The sequence below is a fragment of the Streptomyces sp. NPDC002790 genome, from assembly GCF_040295505.1.
Classification (GTDB): domain Bacteria; phylum Actinomycetota; class Actinomycetes; order Streptomycetales; family Streptomycetaceae; genus Streptomyces.
In genome coordinates, this window is the sequence record NZ_JBEOVM010000124.1 from 1 (window position 1) to 18,145 (window position 18,145).

Here is an 18,145-nt window from a genome sequence, read left to right on the forward strand (position 1 = left end):
GGGGGGGTGGGGGGGGCGCCCCCCCGGGGGGGGGGGCCCCCCCCCCCCCCCCGGGGGGGGGGGGGGGGGGGGGGGGGGGGCCCCCCCCCCCGAGGCGTCAACCCCGTTGCGCTGAACGGGGCGGGCCGTCCGACGGATCAACCGCCGGACGGCCCCCGCCCGGACAACACCTCGCCATACGCCTGCATCAGATCCGGCAACCTCAACGTCGCCAGATCATCCCTCGTGGGCTCCACCACATACCCGGTAAGCCGCAGATCGCGATACGCACACGACTTCTCGTACAGCGTCCGCAGAAACCTCCCGTTCCCGAGCTCGTCGATCCACCCCTGATCGACGACATGCCCGGCGATGGACCGCAACTCGTCCAACGCCTCCTCGTCCCACACATCCCCGTTGTCCGCCGCCAACACCTCCCCGATGGAAGTGAGTTCGAGCGGCCGGTACGACGGAAAGTCGACCCGCGACGTGAACCGCGAGGACAGCCCGGGGTTGGCGGCGAGCAGCCGGTCCATCCCCTCCGGATACCCGGCGAGGATCACCACGAGGTGGTCCCGGTTGTCCTCCGCCCGCTTCAGCAGCACCTGAAGCGCCTCGTCGCCGTACGCGTCGCCCTTCCCGTAACCGGAGTTGGACAGCGCGTACGCCTCGTCGACGAACAGCACCCCACCCAACGCGGAGTCGATCAGCTCGTTCGCCTTGACCGCGGTCTGCCCCAAGTACTCGCCCACCAGGTCCGCCCGCTGCGCCTCCACGAGGTGGTCCCCGCCGAGCAGCCCGAGGGCGTAGAAGACCCGCCCGAGAATCCGCGCCACGGTCGTCTTGCCCGTACCCGAGGGCCCGGAGAAGACGAAGTGCCGCTTCGGGGGCTGGACCGGAAGTCCCTGCCCGGAGCGGAGCCGCGCCATGTTCAACTGGGCGGACAGCGCCTTCACTTGGCGCTTCACGGGCTCCAGGCCCACCATCCGCTCCAGCTCGCTGAGCGCCTCCTCCAGGAGCGCCGGATCCGTGCTGCTGGCCGGTGGCGGTGCGGGCACCGGCACCACGGCCTTCTCCCGCACCATGTCGGCGTCGTCGGCGGCCGCGGCGCCGGGAGGCGGCAGGTCGGGGTCGGTCACCTTCAGGTCGCGCCCGTCGCTCTCGTACAACGGATCGCCCGGGTCACCGTCGAACCCGTCCTGATACCCCGTCATGGACAGCGGCGTCAGATCGGTTCCGTCGCCGAAGTCCCCGTACCCGTCCCCCTCGGCGATCGCCGCGAGCCGCGCGGAGGTGTCCATGAAGGCGGGGTCGACCCGGTGCACCGCCCGGTACAGGGGGAGCGCTGCCGCCGAACGCCCGGTGCCCTCATGGGCCCTGGCCAGCCAGTAGCGCAGCTCCTTGCGCTGCGGCTGCTCGCTGCGACAGCGCATCAGGGCCGACGAGAGCAGCGGCTCCGCCTGCCCGTACATCTCCAGGCGCACCCGGGCCATGCCCCCGAAGAGTCCGGCCTCGATGCCGAGCATCGGGTCGTCGGTCAACGGGTCGGTGTGCCGGACCAGTTGGTCCCAGTCCTTCACCAGGTACGAGCGGCAGGCGTGCAGGAACCGCACCTGCGGGTCCGCGTCGAACGGCGGCAGGGTCGCCAGCGCCCGGTCCAGGTCCGGGACATGGCGCCCGTCCAGCCAGTGCGAGGCGTGCGCGAGCAGCAGATCGCGCGGATGTTCAAGGACCGGCTGCACCCACCAGCCCAGCCAGTACCAGGAGTTGAGTGTGCGTCGGTGGCGCACGCGCTGCTCCCCGAACCGGTCGCGGTGCCGGAACATGCGCAGCAGCGCCGTCGTCGTGTCGACGCGCAGGGCGTGCAGCCCGAGCCAGCCGTCGGCCATCCCCGGGTCCATCCGTACCGCCGTGCGGAATTCGTCCTCCGCCTGCGGATAGGCGCCCATGGTGTAGGCGTCGACGCCTCGCAGCCAGGCGAGGTCGGCCGGGCCGGCCTGTGCACCGGTGCCGAAGTCCATCACGTCCCCCACAAACCGTGCCCCCGATGAACCGCTCTGTCATGGACGGGAGTTGTCACGATGCGGACAGCGAGCCGTCCGTAGACCGCACCGAGGGCATCGTACCCGCGGGGGCGAGCTCGGCCGTAGGGCGCGACCCGGTCGGATAGGGGCACGAGCGGGGGGATTCGGTGCAGGTGAGCGCCGTGCGGGATGGTCACCCAGGGTGAGCGAAGCGCGCCTCGGCGCAGCCACGAAGGGGTGTTGTGGGCAGAACGAAGCCCCCGATCACGGGGGAACAACCGGGGGCCTCGCGTCTGTAGGCGGTCCCGAAAGGCCGCACATTGAGAACGTAAGTCCTGTACGGCCCCTCGGTCAAGCAGAGTTGAGGCTCTCGCGGAAAGTGACGGAAGGCCGTTTCCACAGGTTCACCGCACCGCTGGCGGTCCGTCACCGTAAGTGACGAACCCCTTCAAGGGTGGGATCCCGCCAGGCCCTTCGCGCACCTCATATCCCTCTGGACACTCGCGTACCAAAAGGTGTGCGAAGGGGAGGGACGGGTTCACTTGGAAGTGCTCCCGCTCCGCTGGGATCCAGCCGTCCCAGAACTCTCGCTGCGCCTCTCCGTCCCGCGCCCGCCCCCGCGCCCACGCGGCCTCACGGGGCATGTCGAGCCACATCAACATCGCGAGTTCCGGCCGAAGTTCGCTCCGCCCCGCCCCTACGCCCTCGATCAGGACGACGTCGGCCGCCGGAAGCTCGCACCTGGCGGTGTAGCGGCGGGCGTGCCAGTCGTACGTCTCGTAGTGCGCGGACGCGCCGCGGGAGAGCGGGTCGAGGATCTGGGTGCGCAGGCGCTCGGTCCACGCGAAGAGCGCGTCGTGGCTCGCGAGGTCGTCGAGCCGCAGGACGGGCGCCCCGCCGAGCGCCTCCGCGAGCCGCACCGCGAGTGTCGACTTGCCGGAACCCGCGTGCCCGTCGATGCCGACGAGCCGCACGGGGCCGCAGGACGGCGGCAGTCGGCGGATCCGGTCGGCGCAGTCGGCGAGGGGCACATGGTGGTAGCTCACGGCCGCAAGGGTACGACGCCGCCCGGATCGGTTTCGTACGCGCCGCCGCAGGTCATGCCAGTGGTGAAGACCAATATTTGTGCCGGTGCCCCGCTGCGAAACGCTGGTGGAAATCCCGCCCCGACGGCCATAGTTGGCGCACCCTGTCACGTCAGTCTCCGTCACCTCCGTCAGAACCGACGACCGCCAGAACCGACGACCGAGGGATCAGCCGATGACCCGACCCGAAACCCCGTCCCCGCTCTCCAGGAGAACCGTCCTCGCGGCGGCCGCGGGCGTCGCGCTCGCCACGACGGCCGCGACGGGCCCCGCGCGCGCCGCCACGCCCGCGCAGCAGTCCGCAGGGACCGCACGGAAAGCCGTGAACCGCCCCGTGGACAACCGCACCTGGACGACGTCCGTCGACTGGCGCTCCGGCACCGCGCACGGCACGCGCGTCGTGGGCGGCGCGCGCCCCGGCGTGACGATCGCCGCGCCCGCCGGCACGACGACGTACAAGGATCCGCACCTGAACAAGACGGCCGAGTGGGAGTACGCCGAGTGGCTCTCCCCGGTCCACGCGCTCTCGGTCCCCGCCACCGAGGTCGTCGCGTCCTGGAACGCGCACACCCCGAAGGGCACCTGGATCCAGATCGAACTCCAGGGCACCTACACAGACGGCGCCGCGACCCCCTGGTACGTGATGGGCCGCTGGACCGCGGGCGACGACAAGGACGCGGACATCCGCCGCACGTCCGTGGACGACCAGTCGGACGGTAAGTCGAGCATCTGGACGGACACGTTCTCCATCGACGACGCGGCCTCGGGCCTGCGCCTCGCCTCGTACCGGCTGCGCCTCAGGCTGCTGCGCGCGCCGGGCTCGAAGGCGGCGCCGACGGTGTGGCGCCTGGGCGCGATGGGCTCGGACGTCCCGGACCGCTTCACGGTCCCCGCGTCCACGCCGGGCCTCGCCAAGGAGCTGAAGGTCCCGCGCTACTCGCAGAACATCCACGTCGGCCAGTACCCCGAGTACGACAACGGGGGAGAGGCCTGGTGCAGCCCCACCTCCTCGCAGATGATCATCGAGTACTGGGGCCGGAGGCCGACGCCCGAACAGCTCGCCTGGGTGGACCCCTCGTACGCCGATCCGCAGGTCTGCCATGCGGCCCGTCATACGTATGACTACCAGTACGAGGGCTGCGGCAACTGGCCGTTCAACGCGGCGTACGCGGCGACGTACAAGGACCTGCAAGGTGTCGTCACCCGCCTCTCCTCGCTCGCCGACCTGGAGAAGCTGATCGCGGCCGGCATCCCGGCCATCACCTCCCAGTCGTTCCTCAAGGAGGAGCTGACCGGCGCGGGCTACGGCACCTCGGGACACCTGATGACGGTCATCGGCTTCACCGCCGACGGCGACGTGATCGCCAACGACCCGGCCTCACCCAGCGATGCGGCGGTCCGCCGCGTCTACAAGAGGCGTGAGTGGGAAAATATCTGGCTGCGGACCAAGCGGTACGACGCCACCGGCAAGGTCGTCTCCGGCACCGGCGGCGTCTGCTACCTGTACTTCCCGGCCACCCCGACCGACAAGCAACGCAAGGCGCTGGCCGCGGTGGGCGTGCGCTGAAAGATCGGGGCTCCGCCCCGGACCCCGCCGGCGATGAGGCGATCTTTCAGCCCCTGCGGCGATTGAGCAGGCCCGTCCGGCAGGACTTTCGGGAAGGGGCGGGGCGGGGCATACAAATAGCCCGCGTCACCCCGTGACGGGTAGCACCGCCCAGTCGGGGTGGCCCGGCATCGGCGGCGTCCGGGACCCGTACAACCACGGCCGCAGGAAACCGGCCAGGTCCTTGCCGGCGGCCTTCGAGGCGAGCGCAATGAAGTCGGCCGTCGACGCGGTCCGCCCCCGGTACTGGGTGCCCCACGCCCGTTCGATCCTGGCGAAGGCCTCCGCACCGACCCGCTCGCGCAGCGCGTACAGGACGAGCGCCGAGCCGTCGTAGCGCATCCGCTTGAAGAGGTTCGGCTCCGTGGGCTCGGCCGGGGCGCCGTAGTCGTGGCGCCACTGGTCGTGGTTCTCGTAGGCCGTTTTCATCGCGGCCTCGAAGCTGTCGCCGCCGTGCTCCTCGGAGTACCAGCGCTCGTAGAAACGGGCGTGGCCCTCGCTCAGCCACAGGTCGGACCAGGTGGCGATCCCGACGCTGTCGCCGAGCCACTGGTGGGTCAGCTCGTGGACGAGATTGCGCTCGGCGTCGACCTTCGTACCGAGCAGATCCGCCTTCGGCACGAGGGACAGCGTCTGCGTCTCCAGGGCCACCCCGAGGTCCGTGTCGCCGACGAGGACGCCGTACCGGTTGAAGGGATAGGGGCCCAACTTCTCCCGCAGCCACGCCAGATGAACGGGTGTCAGGTCGCGGTACTGCTTGGTCGGCGCCACGAGCGCGTCCGGAACGACATCGCGCAGCGGCAGCCCGCCAGGGCCCTTGCTGTCGATCAACGTGAACTTTCCGACGGCCAGTTGGACCAGCTGCGTCGCGATCGGCTGCTCGGAGTCGTACGTCCAGCGGACCCGCCCGTCGCTCCGCTCGGTGCGGTCCACGAGGCGCCCGTTCGCGACGGCCGTGCGGTCGGCCGGGGTGGTCACGTGGAACGTGACGGGGGCGCGTCGGCTCGGGTGGTCGTTGGCCGGGAAGATCATCTTGGCGCCGTTGGGCTGCGGGTACAGGACCGTCCCGTCGGGCGTCGGGATCCAGCCGTAGTCCTCGATCGCGTCGTCGCGGTGGCGCACCTGCGTCGGGTCGGCGGTGTACCGGACCTTGACGGTGAAGGCGCTGCCCCTGGGGATCGGTGAGGCGGGCGTGACGATCAGCTCGTCGCCCTCGCGGCGGGTCTGCGCGGCGCGGCCGTTCACGGTCACCGAGTGGAGTTCGTTGCCGGCGAAGTCGAGGTCGAAGCGGGACAGCGCCTGCGTCGCCGTGGCCCTGACGGTGGTGGCGGCGGCGAACGGGGTCCTCGGCGCCTGCCAGTCGAAGTCGAGCGTGTAGTGGCGCACGGTGTAACCCCCGTTCCCGTCGAGCGGGAACATCGGGTCGCCGAGGCCCGCGGCGCCCGGCGCCGGGCTGTCGGTGGCCGCCCGGGAGACGGCCGCCGGGCCGGTCAGCGCCGCGGTGACGGTGATCGCCGCGGCGAGGGCGAGACGGGTTCTGCGGCGTGGAATCCGGTACGCACTCATCGGGAACCTTCCGGTCGGACGGAACGCGTCGCTGTGTGGGACGCGCGACGCGGCGGCCCGGTTGTACGTGACCAAGGTCTCGGCGGCGCGCCGCCGATCCGATGGCAAGGTGGAGAAGGCGCCACAGGGGGCATGGGCGCAGCCGGGGGAGTCAGGCCCATCACCGCGACCCGAGCGAGACACCCATGACCGCACATTCCGCCGCCGCTTCCACGCCCGCCACGCCCGCCGCGCGCGCTCGCACCGGCGGGCCCGACGACAACGGGCCGAAGATCCTCGAACACGTCCTGGGCTGGACCTTCGTCGTGGTCCTCGCGATGCTCGTCACACAGCTCGGCCTGATGTGACCGGTCCGTCGCCCACCGCGACGTGACGTTCGCCATCACGGCCACCGCCGGGCAGGCGTGCGGGCGCCTCGGAAAGTGCCATACTGCGGCATTCGCAAGGAGTCCGAGACCAGGGCCGGAATTGAAGACTAGCCACCAGCGGGTGCGCGGCACCGAACGCTCCGCCACTCGCCGCGCCGAACTCATCGCCATCGGACGGAAGTTGTTCGCCGACACGTCCTACGACGCGCTGTCCATGGACGACATAGCGCAGCACGCGGGCGTGGCCAAGGGGTTGATCTACTACTACTTCGAGTCCAAGCGCGGCTACTACCTCGCGATCATCGAGGAGTCCGTCGGCGAACTCGTCGACGGCGCCAGCAGCGTCGGTGACCTGGCCCCCGTCGAGCGGGTGCACCGCACGGTCGAGGGTTATCTGCGCTACGCGGAGCGGAACCAGGCGGCGTACCGCACGATCGTCACGGGCGGCGTGGGCTTCGACGCCCAGGTGCAGGCCATCAGGGACGAGGTGCGCGACGCGCTGATCGCCACCATCGCCCGCGCCGCGTACGGGACTTCGCGCGTACCGCGGCTCGCGCGGACGGCGCTGCTTGGCTGGCTGTGCAGCGTCGAGGGCATCACGCTCGACTGGATCGGCCACCACGAGCTCGAACGGGACACGGTGCGCGCCCTGTTGGTGCGCACACTCGGCGAAACCCTGCGGGTGATCGAGGAGTTCGAACCCTCGTACCCCGCGCCAGTGCTCCCCTGACCGCACGCGCGCGTACGGCCAGGGGAGCACATCGCCTTACCTGTAGGGCTAGTTGATCGCCTTGATCAGCTCACCGTCCGAGGTGTCACCGGACAGCTCCCAGAGGAAGGTGCCGCCCAGGCCCTGCTCGCTCTTGTAGTCCATCTTTCCGGCGATGGTCGCCGGGGTGTCGTAGCTCCACCAGTCGTTCCCGCAGTGCGCGTACGCCGTGCCGCCGACCGTGCCGGTGGCCGGGCACTTGCTCTTCAGCTCCTTGTAGTCGTCGATGCCCTGCTCGTACTTGCCGGCCGCGGGCCCTGTCGCCGTGCCACCGGGAGCGTCCTGTGTGACGCCGGTCCAGCCGCGCCCGTAGAACCCGATCCCGAGCAGCAGCTTGGAGGCGGGCACACCCATCTCCTTGAGCTTCGCGACGGTGGCAGAGCTGTGCCAATCCGCCTTCGGGATCCCGTCGTACGAGGTCAGAGGCGAGTGCGGGGCGGTGGGCCCCTTCGCGTCCCAGGCGCCGAAGAAGTCGTACGTCATCGGGTTGTACCAGTCGACGTACTGGGCGGCGCCCGCGTAGTCGGCGGCGTCCAGCTTGCCGCCCTCCGAGGCGTCGGCCGGGATGGCCGAGGTGACCAGGTAGTCGCTGCCGAACTTCGAACGCAGCGCCGACATCAGGTTCTTGTAGGCGTCGCGCCCGCTGGTGTCACAGGTGAGGCCGCAGGCGTTCGGGTACTCCCAGTCGATGTCGATGCCGTCGAAGACATCGGCCCACTTGGAGTTCTCGACCAGGTCGTAGCAGGACTGGGCGAACGCGGCCGGGTCCTTGGCCGCCTCGCCGAAGCCACCGGACCAGGTCCAACCACCGAAGGACCAAAGGATCTTGAGGTCCGGGTGCTTCTTCTTCAGCTTCAGGAGCTGGTTGAAGTTGCCGCGCAGCGGCTGGTCCCAGGTGTCGGCGGCGCCGTCCACGGACTGGTCCGCGGTGTACGCCTTGTCGGTCGCGGCGTAGGAGTCGCCCATCGCGCACTTGCCGCCCTGGACGTTGCCGAACGAGTAGTTGATGTGCGTGAGCCTGTCGGCGGAGCCCGACGTCTCGATGTTCTTGACGTGGTAGTTCCGGTCGTAGACACCCCACTCGGTGAAGTATCCGACGACCTTCGAACCGGCCGCTTTCGGCTCGGTGTCGCTCTGCTGCTGTGCGGAGGCGCCGCCCGCGCCGGCGAGCAGTCCTGCGCCGAGGGCGGCGCAACACGCGGCGGAGAAGAGGGCCTTGAGGCCTCTGCGGGGGAGGTGCGGTCTGAGCATCGTGTCTCCTCGTGGGGGGAGGGGAGCGTGGGGTTGGTGCCGTGGACCTGCGCGCCGCACATTAGAAGGACTAGACCAGTGGGGTCAATGGTACGAACCAATTCCGCCGCCGCGGAAAAACTTTGAGTAAGCGGTCGTTAACCAGTGACGGGGCGCTCCGGATCGGGAATACTCAACACGCCGCGCCCTCTTGGTCTGCGCTTTCCGTGATCCGGAAGGGCAGCATCGGCCCGGCAGTGACCATCCGGCGACGCCCGCCCACCCGGCGGTCGCCGCCGCAGTGCCCGCCCAGGGAGGAGAGCGTCGCCATGCCGGAGCCAGGAGTCGAGCGCCAGTTGCCGACGGACGAAGCTCAGGATCTGATGCGGCTCGTCCGCGACATCGCGCAGCGGGAGATCGCCCCGCGCGCGGCCGAGGACGAGGAGGCGGGCCGCTTCCCGCGCGAGACTTTCCGGATCCTCTCCGAGTCGGGACTGCTCGGGCTGCCCTACGACGCCGAGTTCGGCGGCGGCGAGCAACCGTACGAGGTCTATCTCCAGGTCCTGGAGGAGCTGGCGGCCGCCCGCCTCACGGTGGGCCTCGGCGTCAGCGTGCACTCACTGTCCTGCCACGCCCTCGCGAACTTCGGGACGAAGCAGCAGCGTGCCGAGCACCTGCCCGCGATGCTGGGCGGCGGCCTGCTCGGCGCCTACTGCCTGTCGGAGCCGTCCTCCGGTTCCGACGCGGCGTCCCTGCACACCAAGGCGATCCGCGAGGGCGACGAGTGGGTGCTCACGGGGACGAAGGCCTGGATCACCCACGGCGGCGTGGCCGACTTCTACACGGTCCTGGCCCGCACCGGAAGTGAGGGCGCGCACGGCATCACGGCGTTCCTGCTGCCCGGTGACGCGGCGGGGCTGAGCGCGGCGGTGCCCGAGCGGAAGATGGGCATGAAGGGCTCGCCCACCGCCCAGGTGCACCTGGACGGGGTGCGGGTGAGCGACGAGCGCCGCCTCGGGGACGAGGGGCAGGGCTTCCAGATCGCCCTCTCGGCGCTCGACTCGGGCCGCCTCGGAATCGCGGCCTGCGCGGTCGGCGTCGCGCAGGCCGCGCTCGACGCGGCGGTGGAGTACGCGAAGGGGCGCGCCCAGTTCGGCCGGCCCATCGCGGACTTCCAGGGCCTGCGCTTCATGCTCGCGGACATGGCCACGCAGATAGAGGCGGGCCGCGCCCTGTATCTGTCGGCGGCCCGGCTGCGGGACGCGGGCAGGCCCTTCTCCAAGCAGGCCGCCATGGCGAAGCTGCTGTGCACGGACGCCGCGATGAAGGTCACCACGGACGCGGTGCAGGTCCTCGGGGGGTACGGCTACACGGCCGACTTCCCCGTGGAGCGCCTGATGCGCGAGGCGAAGGTGCTCCAGATCGTCGAGGGCACCAATCAGATCCAGCGCATGGTCATCGCCCGTCACCTCGCCGGTCCTGAGAGCGGCCGGCAGTAGGTGGCGCGGTGGAAGGTGCGCACCCAGCCCCGCGACGCCGCGTGACCTACTGGCGGGTGCTCTGCATCGCGCTGAACTGACCGGTGCGTACGGTGGGCGCGATCAGCCGCGTCCACTCCGGGTCGTCGCGCCCCGGCAGGGTCCTGCCGCGCTCGGTCCAGGCCGTCATCATCGCCTGGTAGATCGGGGGGTTGTGCGGGCGCGGCTGGGGTGGCTGTGGGTGCGGCGGCCGGGCCTGCTGTGGCCGGGGGAGCGGCTGCGGTCCCGCGGGCCGGAGCGCGGGTGGCTGCGGGGCCGGTGCGGCCAAGGGGGTGGCCGGGGGTGTGGAGGGCCGCGGGGACAGTGCGGCCTGGAGGGTGCCCTGAACCTGCGGCGTGTGCTGGGGCTGATGCTCCTGTGGCACCTGGTGGCCCTGGGGAAGCGGATGGGACGTGGGGGACTGTCGGCTCTGGTGAACCGATTCTGCGGTAACCGGCACGAGGATGCGCCTGCGTCGTCCCGTGGGCGCAGGTGCCGAGGTCTGCGTCGAGGTCATGCCGGTTCAACGAAAGAGGGATCGGCGAGGTGACTGGTTGACGAATTCGAGCGTCAGTTCACACCATCCCCGTACGTGTGGCATGGGCTGGTCGAACATCTGGCCAGCGACGCCGAGCTGACGTACCGTCAACTCCGCCGCCGGGCAGGCCGCACCCCTCCGGGCGGACGCCAACCGCCGCGCTTCCAGGGAGGTTTGCCGTGGCCGCAGACGAGACCGCCGACCGCCCCGTCGCCTTCGACGAGTGGCCCGTCCATCAGGTCCCGCTGTCGATGAAGCACGTCGCCACCAGCGATCGCAACGCCTACGACCGCTGCATCTTCCATCTCTTCGACCCCGAGGGCCGGTTCCTGCTCATCCTCGGCCTCGGCGTCTATCCGAACCTGGGTGTGATCGATGCCTACGCCACCCTCCGCGTCGGCGACACCCTGCACGCGGTCCGCGCGTCCGACGCCCTGAGTGACGAGACGCGGATGGACATGCGGGTCGGCCCGTTGAAGATCCTGGTCGAACGCCCGCTCAAGGGCTTCATCCTCTCCTGCGCCGCCGACCCGGACGACCCCGAGGGGCTCTCGTACGAGATCAACTGGAGCGCCGACTTCCCGGCCCTGTGGGAGCCGCACCACACGCAGCGCAAGGGCGTGCGGCTCACCCTGGAGGGCAAGCGGTTCGTGCAGGCCGGGCGGTGCGACGGGTGGCTGCGGATCGGGGGCCGGGAGATCCGCCTTGACGGCTGGACCGCTACCCGGGACCGGAGTTGGGGCGTGCGGCCGGTGCCGGGGGAGGAGGGCGGCCGGCTCGCGCAGGAGTACCCCACCGAGGGCTTCCACTGGATCTGGGCGCCGATCCGCTTCGACGACCGCTTCCTCATGGTGATCACCCAGGAGGACGCAGACGGCTACCGCACCCTGAACGACGCCACGGTCGTCCGCGAGGGCCACCGCGACCGCCAACTCGGCTGGCCGGCAACCGACATCACCTACCGCCCCGGCACCCGCCACCCCGAGCACGCGGTCATCCACCTCATGGACCCGGCCGACCGCAAACCGCTCGACGTGGGCGTGGAGATCCTCGCCTCCTCCCCGCTCGCCGTCGGCGCGGGCTACCCGCCGGCCGACGACTGGCAGCACGGGACCTGGCAGGGCCACGACTGGTGCGACCGGCGGACGTACGACCTCGCGGACCCGGCGGCGCACCCCAGGGCCGCGTACGGGGTCATCGACCATGCGGCCCGCTTCACCCTCGACGGGCAGGTCGGGTACGGCATCTTCGAGCACGGCTCCTTCGGCCGCCACGACCCGAGCGGCTTCACGGGCTTCGACTCGGTGGCCCCGGACCGGCCCTGACCGGCTCGCACGACGCGTGACATCCCCCAACGGCCTTCACGGACAGGGAGTTCGGCGATGGCGACAGCACCGCGACAGCCCAGGCCCCGCACGTCCACCCGCGAACCCGAGGAGATCGCCCGGCGCCTGACCGCGTGGCTCGGCCGCCGGCTGCCCGGGGCGAAGGCGGTGAACGTCACCGTCCCCGAGTCCAACGGCATGTCGAGCGAGACCCTGCTCTTCGACATCGAGCACCCCGAACCACCCGTACGCGCCTGCGCGTTGCGGCTCGCTGCGGACCCGTCGGCGTACACGATCTTCCCGGTGTACGACATGCCGCGCCAGTACCGGACGATGCGCCTCGCGGCCGAGCGCACCGGGCTTCCGGTGCCGCGCGTGCTGTGGCTGGAGGAGGACGCGGGCCCGCTCGGAGCCCCGTTCTTCGTCATGGAACGGGTGGCGGGCCGCGTGCCGCCCGACGTCATGCCCTATACGTACGAGGGGAATTGGCTGCACGAGGCGAGCGACGACGAGCGGGAGCGCCTGGAGGACGCGAGCATCCGGGTGCTGGCGCGGTTGCACGACGGCGTGCCGGCGGCCGAGGCGTCCTTCCTGGAACTGCCCGGCGAGGGGGACCCGCTGCGCCGGCACGTGGACGCCCAACGCGCCTACTACGCATGGGTGGTGGACGGCCGCAGCCCCTCGCCCCTCATCGAGAGCGCCTTCGCACGCCTGGAGGAGCTGTGGCCGCGGGATGCTGGCCCCGCGGTCCTCAACTGGGGCGACGCCCGCATCGGCAACATCATCTATGAACAGGACGGAGTCGCACCCGCCGCCGTCCTCGACTGGGAGATGGCCTCGCTGGCCCCGCGCGAGGTCGACCTCGGTTGGACGGTGTATCTGCACCGCTTCTTCCAGGACCTGACCGAGGCCTTCGGGCAGCGAGGGCTGCCGGACTTCCTGCGCCGTGAGCGGGTGGAGGCCCGCTACGCACGCCTCACCGGCCACACCCCGCGCGACATGGAGTTCTACACGCTCTACGCGGCCCTGCGGCACGCCGCCGTGATGCTCCGCGTCGCCTACCGGCAGATCCATTTCGGCGAGGCCACCGAGCCCGCGGACCCGGACACACTGATCCTGCACCACGACAGCTTGCGGGCCATGGTGCGGGGCAGTTACTGGACCGACAGGCCGTAGGTTCCGTCGCTCGGATCAGGCGGCGGCCTGGCGGTAGGGCTGGTCCGGCACGCGGATGGGGCGTGCCCCGGAGCCGCCGGCGTGCGAGAAGGGCTGGGTGCGCCAGTCGAGTCCCTGAGGGAGCGTCAACAGGAGGGCGGCGTCCTGCTCTTGAGCGCCCACCAGGTCGTCCGTGGGCAGGGCCTCCGTGACGGTCCTGCCGCTGCCGACGCAGACGGTGAGCCCGAACGGGTCCCAGGGTGACGTCACATGGGCGTGCTCCGGCAGCACGTCCTCCTCCGCGAGGAGGGCGATGGCCTTGCCGCAGTCGGGGCAGGCCACGCGGTACATCTCAAACGTCTCGTACCCGTCCCCATCGTCCCCGTCCATGTCGAAGGCGTCGGGTTCGACGCCCTCCGGCTGGGGCTCTGCGATCGCCTGCTGGCGGCCGCGCGCGCCAGGACGTCCGGAACGCTTCACACTCTGCATGGGATTCTCCCCCTCGGGTGGGCCGGCCGCTGATGTCCATGAGTGGCGGCCTCGGCCACAGCAAGCATTTCCCGCCTGCTCGTCGAGGTAATCACCCCATGCCGATGGACACGGCCCCAGTCCTGTGGTGTTCGTCACATGTCGAATGAGTCGGCCCTTCGAGCGGTAGACGTATCGCCCATCTCGTTCCTTCAGGTATCCGTGAGGATCAAGGGACCGGTAGGTTCAGCGGCATGGAGGAGCTCGACCGACAGATCGTGCAGCTGCTCGTCAAGGACGGGCGGATGAGCTACACCGACCTGGGCAAGGCCACCGGCCTGTCCACGTCCGCGGTGCACCAGCGGGTCCGCCGCCTCGAACAGCGCGGCGTGATCCGTGGGTACGCCGCGGTCGTCGACCCCGAGTCCGTCGGCCTGCCGCTCACCGCGTTCATCTCGGTGAAGCCGTTCGACCCGAGCGCCCCCGACGACATCGCGGAGCGCCTCGCGGGCGTCCCCGAGATCGAGGCGTGCCACAGCGTGGCCGGCGACGAGAACTACATCCTCAAGGTCCGGGTCGAGACGCCCCACGAACTGGAGAACCTCCTGGCCCGCGTCCGCTCCCTGGCCGGCGTCTCCACGCGTACGACAGTGGTCCTGTCGACGCCGTACGAGGCGAGGCCTCCGCGGATCTAGTGGGCGGGTCTGGCGGCGGGGCCCCGGTCCGGTGACGCCCACCCGCTCCTGCGCCTCGGGGCTCCGCCCCGGACCCTGCTGCTCAAACGCCGCAGGGGCTTGAAAGTTTCGTCCCCGCCGCAGTGGCTTGGAAGTGTCGACCCCGCCGCACCCCCACCCCCGCGGACACGGGAAACTGTCACCATGAGCACGCCCCCCAGCCCCCGCACCGTTCTTCTGCGTCGAGGCGAGATCCACAGCCCGGCCGACCCCTTCGCCACCGCCATGGTCGTGGAGGCGGGCCACGTCGCCTGGGTCGGCTCGGAGGGCGCGGCGGACGCGTTCACGGACGGCGTGGACGAGGTGATCGACCTCGACGGCGCCCTGGTGACCCCCGCGTTCACCGACGCCCACGTCCACACCACGTCGACCGGCCTCGCCCTCACCGGCCTCGACCTCACGGCCGCCCGCACCCGCGCCGAAGCCCTGACCCTCGTACGGGAACACGCCGCGGCCAACCCCACCGACCGTGTCCTCCTCGGCCACGGCTGGGACGCCGCCCGCTGGCCCGACCGCGCCCCCCTCACCCGCGCCGAACTCGACGAGGCCACGGCAGGCCGCCCCGTCTACCTCTCCCGCATCGACGTCCACTCGGCCGCCGTCAGCACCGCCCTCCTCGACCTCGTCCCGGGCATCACGGACCGCCCCGGATTCGCCCCTGAGGGCCCTCTCACCCGCGACGCCCACCACGCCGTCCGTGCCGCCGCGCTCGCCGCCGTGGGCCCCCAGCAGCGCACGGAGGCCCAGCGAGCCGCCCTCCAGCACGCCGCGTCGCTCGGCATCGGGTCCGTCCACGAGTGCGCCGGGCCCGACATCTCCTCCGAGGACGACTTCACCGGGCTGCTCGACCTCGCCCGCTCCGAGCCGGGACCGCGCGTGGCCGGCTACTGGGCGGACCGCGACATCGAGCGCGCCCGCGCGCTCGGCGCGCTGGGCGCCGCGGGCGACCTGTTCGTCGACGGCGCCCTCGGCTCCCACACGGCGTGCTTGCACGAGCCCTACGTAGATGCGCCGCACAACGGCACCGCCTACATGTCGGCCGAAGAAATCGCCGCCCACGTAGTCGCCTGCACGGAAGCCGGCCTCCAGGCAGGCTTCCACGCCATCGGCGACGCCGCCGTCACCGCCGTGGTCGACGGTATGCGCGGCGCCGCCGAAAAGGTCGGCCTCGCGCGCGTACGCGCGACCAGGCACCGCGTGGAGCACGCGGAGATGCTCACCCCCGAAACCGTCGCCGGCTTCGCGGAGTTCGGCCTCACCGCCTCCGTGCAGCCCGCCTTCGACGCCCTGTGGGGCGGCGAGGACGGCATGTACGCCGACCGCCTCGGCGCCGAGCGGGCGCGCACCCTCAACCCGTACGCGGCCCTGCTGAAGGCCGGCGTCCCGCTCGCCTTCGGTTCCGACAGCCCGGTCACCCCGCTCGACCCGTGGGGCACGATCCGCGCCGCCGCCTTCCACCGGACGCCCGGTCACCGCGTCTCCGTACGCGCCGCGTTCACCGCCCACACGCGCGGCGGCTGGCGTGCCGTCGGCCGCGACGACGCGGGCATCCTCGTCCCGGGTGCTCCCGCCGACTACGCCGTCTGGCGCACGGACGAGCTGGTCGTGCAGGCGCCGGACGACCGTGTGGCCCGCTGGTCGACCGATCCGCGCTCCGGAACGCCCGGCCTCCCGGACCTCTCCCCGGGAGTCCAACTCCCGGTCTGCCTGCGGACGGTGGTCTTCGGTCAGACGGTCTTCGTAGGGCCGGACGAGTGATAACCGGGGCGCCACGACTTCGATCTTGCCGCAGAACGGTCCCGTACGACCTGCGAATCCTCCGCGCTGACCAGGGCAGTTCGTAGAGAGCCGCAGGTCGAACGCCTGTTGACAAGGCGCGGCTGTCGACGGGTAGGTTCGGCCGGGTCCACCACCTCCAGGTTCGACCGGGGAAGTCCAGGCAGTCGTAGAACGCAGCTGGGTCAGGGGGTGGTGCGCCGCACCGGCGTACCACCACTGGGAGCCAGGCCCAGCGCCCGCGCCACGGGGCGCTGGAACGTTCCGGCCGGTCGGCCAGGTGCGACCCGGGTGGGGCCCGGGCGTTCAGTAGACAACGGCTTTAGGTCGACCCGCAGCCAGCGGGCCCCAGGTCGGCCCGAAGGACGCCCGGCCCCGATCCGCAGTATTCGTCGATCCGCAGTGATCGGCCTCGTTTCCGGCCCTCACCGGCCCATCCAGGGCGCCTTATCGGCGTGAACTGGGGTGCTCGCTATGGTGGTCCCCCTGTGGACGGAAGTTTTAAGGGGAAGCTGTGAGCGACGGCGGCGGGCGGAAGTTCGGCCCTCTGGGTACGACCTTGGTGATCATCCCGACCTACAACGAGGTGGAGAACATCAAGTCCGTAGTGGGCCGTGTCCGGGAGTCCGTGCCCGCGGCGCACGTCCTGATCGCCGACGACAACAGTCCCGACGGCACGGGCAAACTCGCCGACGAGCTGGTCGCCGACGACGAGCAGGTGCACGTCCTGCACCGCACCGGCAAGGAGGGCCTGGGCGCCGCCTACCTCGCGGGCTTCGCCTGGGGCATGGAGCACGGCTACGGAGTCCTGGTCGAGATGGACGCCGACGGTTCCCACCAGCCGGAGGAGCTGCCCCGCCTGCTGACCGCGCTGAAGGGCGCCGACCTGGTCCTGGGCTCGCGCTGGGTGCCCGGCGGGCGCATCGTCAACTGGCCCAAGTCCCGCCAGTTCATCTCCCGCGGCGGCTCCACGTACTCGCGTCTCCTCCTGGACGTCCCGATCCGCGACGTCACCGGCGGCTACCGTGCCTTCCGCCGCGAGACCCTGGAGGGCCTCGGTCTCGACGAGGTCGCCTCGCAGGGCTACTGCTTCCAGGTCGACCTGGCCCGGCGGGCGGTGCGGCAGGGCTATCACGTGGTGGAGGTCCCCATCACCTTCGTCGAGCGCGAGCGCGGGGACTCCAAGATGAGCAAGGACATCGTCGTGGAGGCCCTGTGGCGGGTCACCACGTGGGGTGTGGGGGCGCGGGTGGACAAGGTCCTGGGCCGCAAGCCCGGCGATCGCTGAGAGCGATCTTGATCCCCCGCTTACGCCAATCGCATCCGGCCCCAGGCAGACTGGGTACATGACCACTGGCACTCCGCCTCGTAACCCGTCCACCGGCGCCCGGCGCTCCCGGCTCCGCAGGTACCTGCCGCTCGCCGTCGCGGCCTGGATGGTCCTGGAGATCTGGCTGCTCACGGTGGTGGCGGGCGCGGTCGGCGGCTTCACGCTCGGCATTCTGCTGGTGGCCGGCATCGTGTTCGGATCCGTGGTGATGAAGTCCGCGGGGCGCCGCGCGTTCCAGAACCTCACCGAGACGCTGCAGCGCCAGCAGAGCGGCTCTCCCGAGGCCTCCAGGCCCCCTGAGCAGCGCTCGCAGGGCAACGGGCTGCTGATGCTCGCCGGGCTCCTCCTGATGATTCCTGGGCTGATCTCGGACGTTCTCGGCCTGCTGCTGCTCATTCCGCCGCTGCGCACGGCGCTGAGCCGGTACACGGAGCGCAAGGTCGAGCGGAAGATGGGCGCCGCGGCGGGCCAGGGGCCGCTCGGTGACGCGTTCCAGCAGGCGCGGATGCGGCAGTCCGGCGGCACCGTGATCCCGGGTGAGGTGATCCGGGACGACGAGCGTCCGGGCCCGCGCGGAGACGACGAGGGCCCGCGGCCGCCGCTCACCCCCTGAGCCCGGATGTGCGGGGAGGCTGCGAGGACCTGGCGCAGGACGTGTTCCAGGTCGGGCTGGGC

General features: G+C 71.1%; 16 protein-coding genes. 10 read left to right on the forward strand and 6 right to left on the reverse strand.

The annotated features are described in order from the left end of the window. Positions 1-137: 137 nt before the first annotated feature. Both ABT004_RS31685 and ABT004_RS31690 read right to left on the reverse strand, forming a co-directional pair. Positions 138-2,000, reverse strand: coding sequence for an AAA family ATPase (locus tag ABT004_RS31685; protein ID WP_351343530.1), 1,863 nt, complete (start codon positions 1,998-2,000; stop codon positions 138-140). Positions 2,001-2,407: 407 nt separating this feature from the next. Next, a complete protein-coding gene (locus ABT004_RS31690; RefSeq protein ID WP_351343533.1) occupies positions 2,408-3,049 on the reverse strand; it encodes a uridine kinase family protein in 642 nt (213 codons plus the stop codon). A 214-nt stretch (positions 3,050-3,263) separates the two neighbouring features. Here ABT004_RS31690 and ABT004_RS31695 point away from each other — a divergent pair, with 214 nt between their 5' ends. After that, positions 3,264-4,655 carry a C39 family peptidase gene (locus ABT004_RS31695; RefSeq protein WP_351343536.1) on the forward strand — a complete coding sequence of 464 codons (1,392 nt, stop codon included), beginning with the start codon at positions 3,264-3,266 and terminating at the stop codon, positions 4,653-4,655. A gap of 126 nt (positions 4,656-4,781) precedes the next feature. On the opposite strand, the gene ABT004_RS31700 is transcribed toward ABT004_RS31695, so the two are convergent. Next, a complete protein-coding gene (locus tag ABT004_RS31700) occupies positions 4,782-6,260 on the reverse strand; it encodes a M1 family metallopeptidase (protein WP_351343539.1) in 1,479 nt (492 codons plus the stop codon). A 185-nt stretch (positions 6,261-6,445) separates the two neighbouring features. Between ABT004_RS31700 and ABT004_RS31705 the strand changes: the two genes are divergently transcribed. Then, entirely contained in the window at positions 6,446-6,607 is a 162-nt protein-coding gene (locus tag ABT004_RS31705; RefSeq protein WP_351343542.1) for an SCO1431 family membrane protein, read from the forward strand. Between the two features lie 142 nt (positions 6,608-6,749). Further along, positions 6,750-7,358, forward strand: coding sequence for a TetR/AcrR family transcriptional regulator (locus ABT004_RS31710; protein ID WP_351343545.1), 609 nt, complete (start codon positions 6,750-6,752; stop codon positions 7,356-7,358). Between the two features lie 48 nt (positions 7,359-7,406). On the opposite strand, the gene ABT004_RS31715 is transcribed toward ABT004_RS31710, so the two are convergent. Continuing rightward, positions 7,407-8,648: a glycoside hydrolase family 18 protein gene (locus tag ABT004_RS31715; protein WP_351343548.1), complete on the reverse strand. Its 1,242-nt coding sequence runs from the start codon at positions 8,646-8,648 to the stop codon at positions 7,407-7,409. 308 nt (positions 8,649-8,956) lie between these two features. On the opposite strand from ABT004_RS31715, the gene ABT004_RS31720 reads away from it, so the two are divergent. Further along, a complete protein-coding gene (locus ABT004_RS31720) occupies positions 8,957-10,126 on the forward strand; it encodes an acyl-CoA dehydrogenase family protein (RefSeq protein ID WP_351343551.1) in 1,170 nt (389 codons plus the stop codon). A gap of 46 nt (positions 10,127-10,172) precedes the next feature. On the opposite strand, the gene ABT004_RS31725 is transcribed toward ABT004_RS31720, so the two are convergent. Then, positions 10,173-10,529 (reverse strand): hypothetical protein, encoded by a 357-nt coding sequence (locus ABT004_RS31725; RefSeq protein WP_351343554.1) that lies wholly within the window; start codon positions 10,527-10,529, stop codon positions 10,173-10,175. Between the two features lie 332 nt (positions 10,530-10,861). On the opposite strand from ABT004_RS31725, the gene ABT004_RS31730 reads away from it, so the two are divergent. Continuing rightward, complete coding sequence (locus ABT004_RS31730; protein ID WP_502966975.1) at positions 10,862-12,007, forward strand: Rv3169 family protein; 1,146 nt, start codon at positions 10,862-10,864, stop codon at positions 12,005-12,007. Positions 12,008-12,064: 57 nt separating this feature from the next. Beyond that, positions 12,065-13,183: a phosphotransferase family protein gene (locus ABT004_RS31735; protein WP_351343557.1), complete on the forward strand. Its 1,119-nt coding sequence runs from the start codon at positions 12,065-12,067 to the stop codon at positions 13,181-13,183. 15 nt (positions 13,184-13,198) lie between these two features. Here the strand turns inward: ABT004_RS31735 and ABT004_RS31740 are convergent, their stop codons facing one another. Further along, positions 13,199-13,651, reverse strand: a complete 453-nt coding sequence (locus ABT004_RS31740) for a hypothetical protein (RefSeq protein ID WP_351343560.1) — start codon at positions 13,649-13,651, stop codon at positions 13,199-13,201. 233 nt (positions 13,652-13,884) lie between these two features. Here ABT004_RS31740 and ABT004_RS31745 point away from each other — a divergent pair, with 233 nt between their 5' ends. The 4 genes from ABT004_RS31745 (at position 13,885) to fxsA (ending at position 18,083) form a co-directional block, all read left to right on the forward strand. Beyond that, on the forward strand, positions 13,885-14,325 hold the full coding sequence (locus ABT004_RS31745; protein WP_161306038.1) for an Lrp/AsnC family transcriptional regulator: 441 nt from the start codon (positions 13,885-13,887) through the stop codon (positions 14,323-14,325). Positions 14,326-14,508: 183 nt separating this feature from the next. Continuing rightward, positions 14,509-16,122 carry an amidohydrolase gene (locus ABT004_RS31750; protein ID WP_351343564.1) on the forward strand — a complete coding sequence of 538 codons (1,614 nt, stop codon included), beginning with the start codon at positions 14,509-14,511 and terminating at the stop codon, positions 16,120-16,122. Between the two features lie 532 nt (positions 16,123-16,654). Then, the gene (locus ABT004_RS31755; protein ID WP_351343567.1) at positions 16,655-17,428 is read left to right on the forward strand and encodes a polyprenol monophosphomannose synthase; all 774 of its coding nucleotides are present in this window, start codon (positions 16,655-16,657) and stop codon (positions 17,426-17,428) included. A 58-nt stretch (positions 17,429-17,486) separates the two neighbouring features. Then, entirely contained in the window at positions 17,487-18,083 is a 597-nt protein-coding gene (fxsA, locus tag ABT004_RS31760; protein WP_351343570.1) for an FxsA family membrane protein, read from the forward strand. Positions 18,084-18,145: the final 62 nt, after the last annotated feature.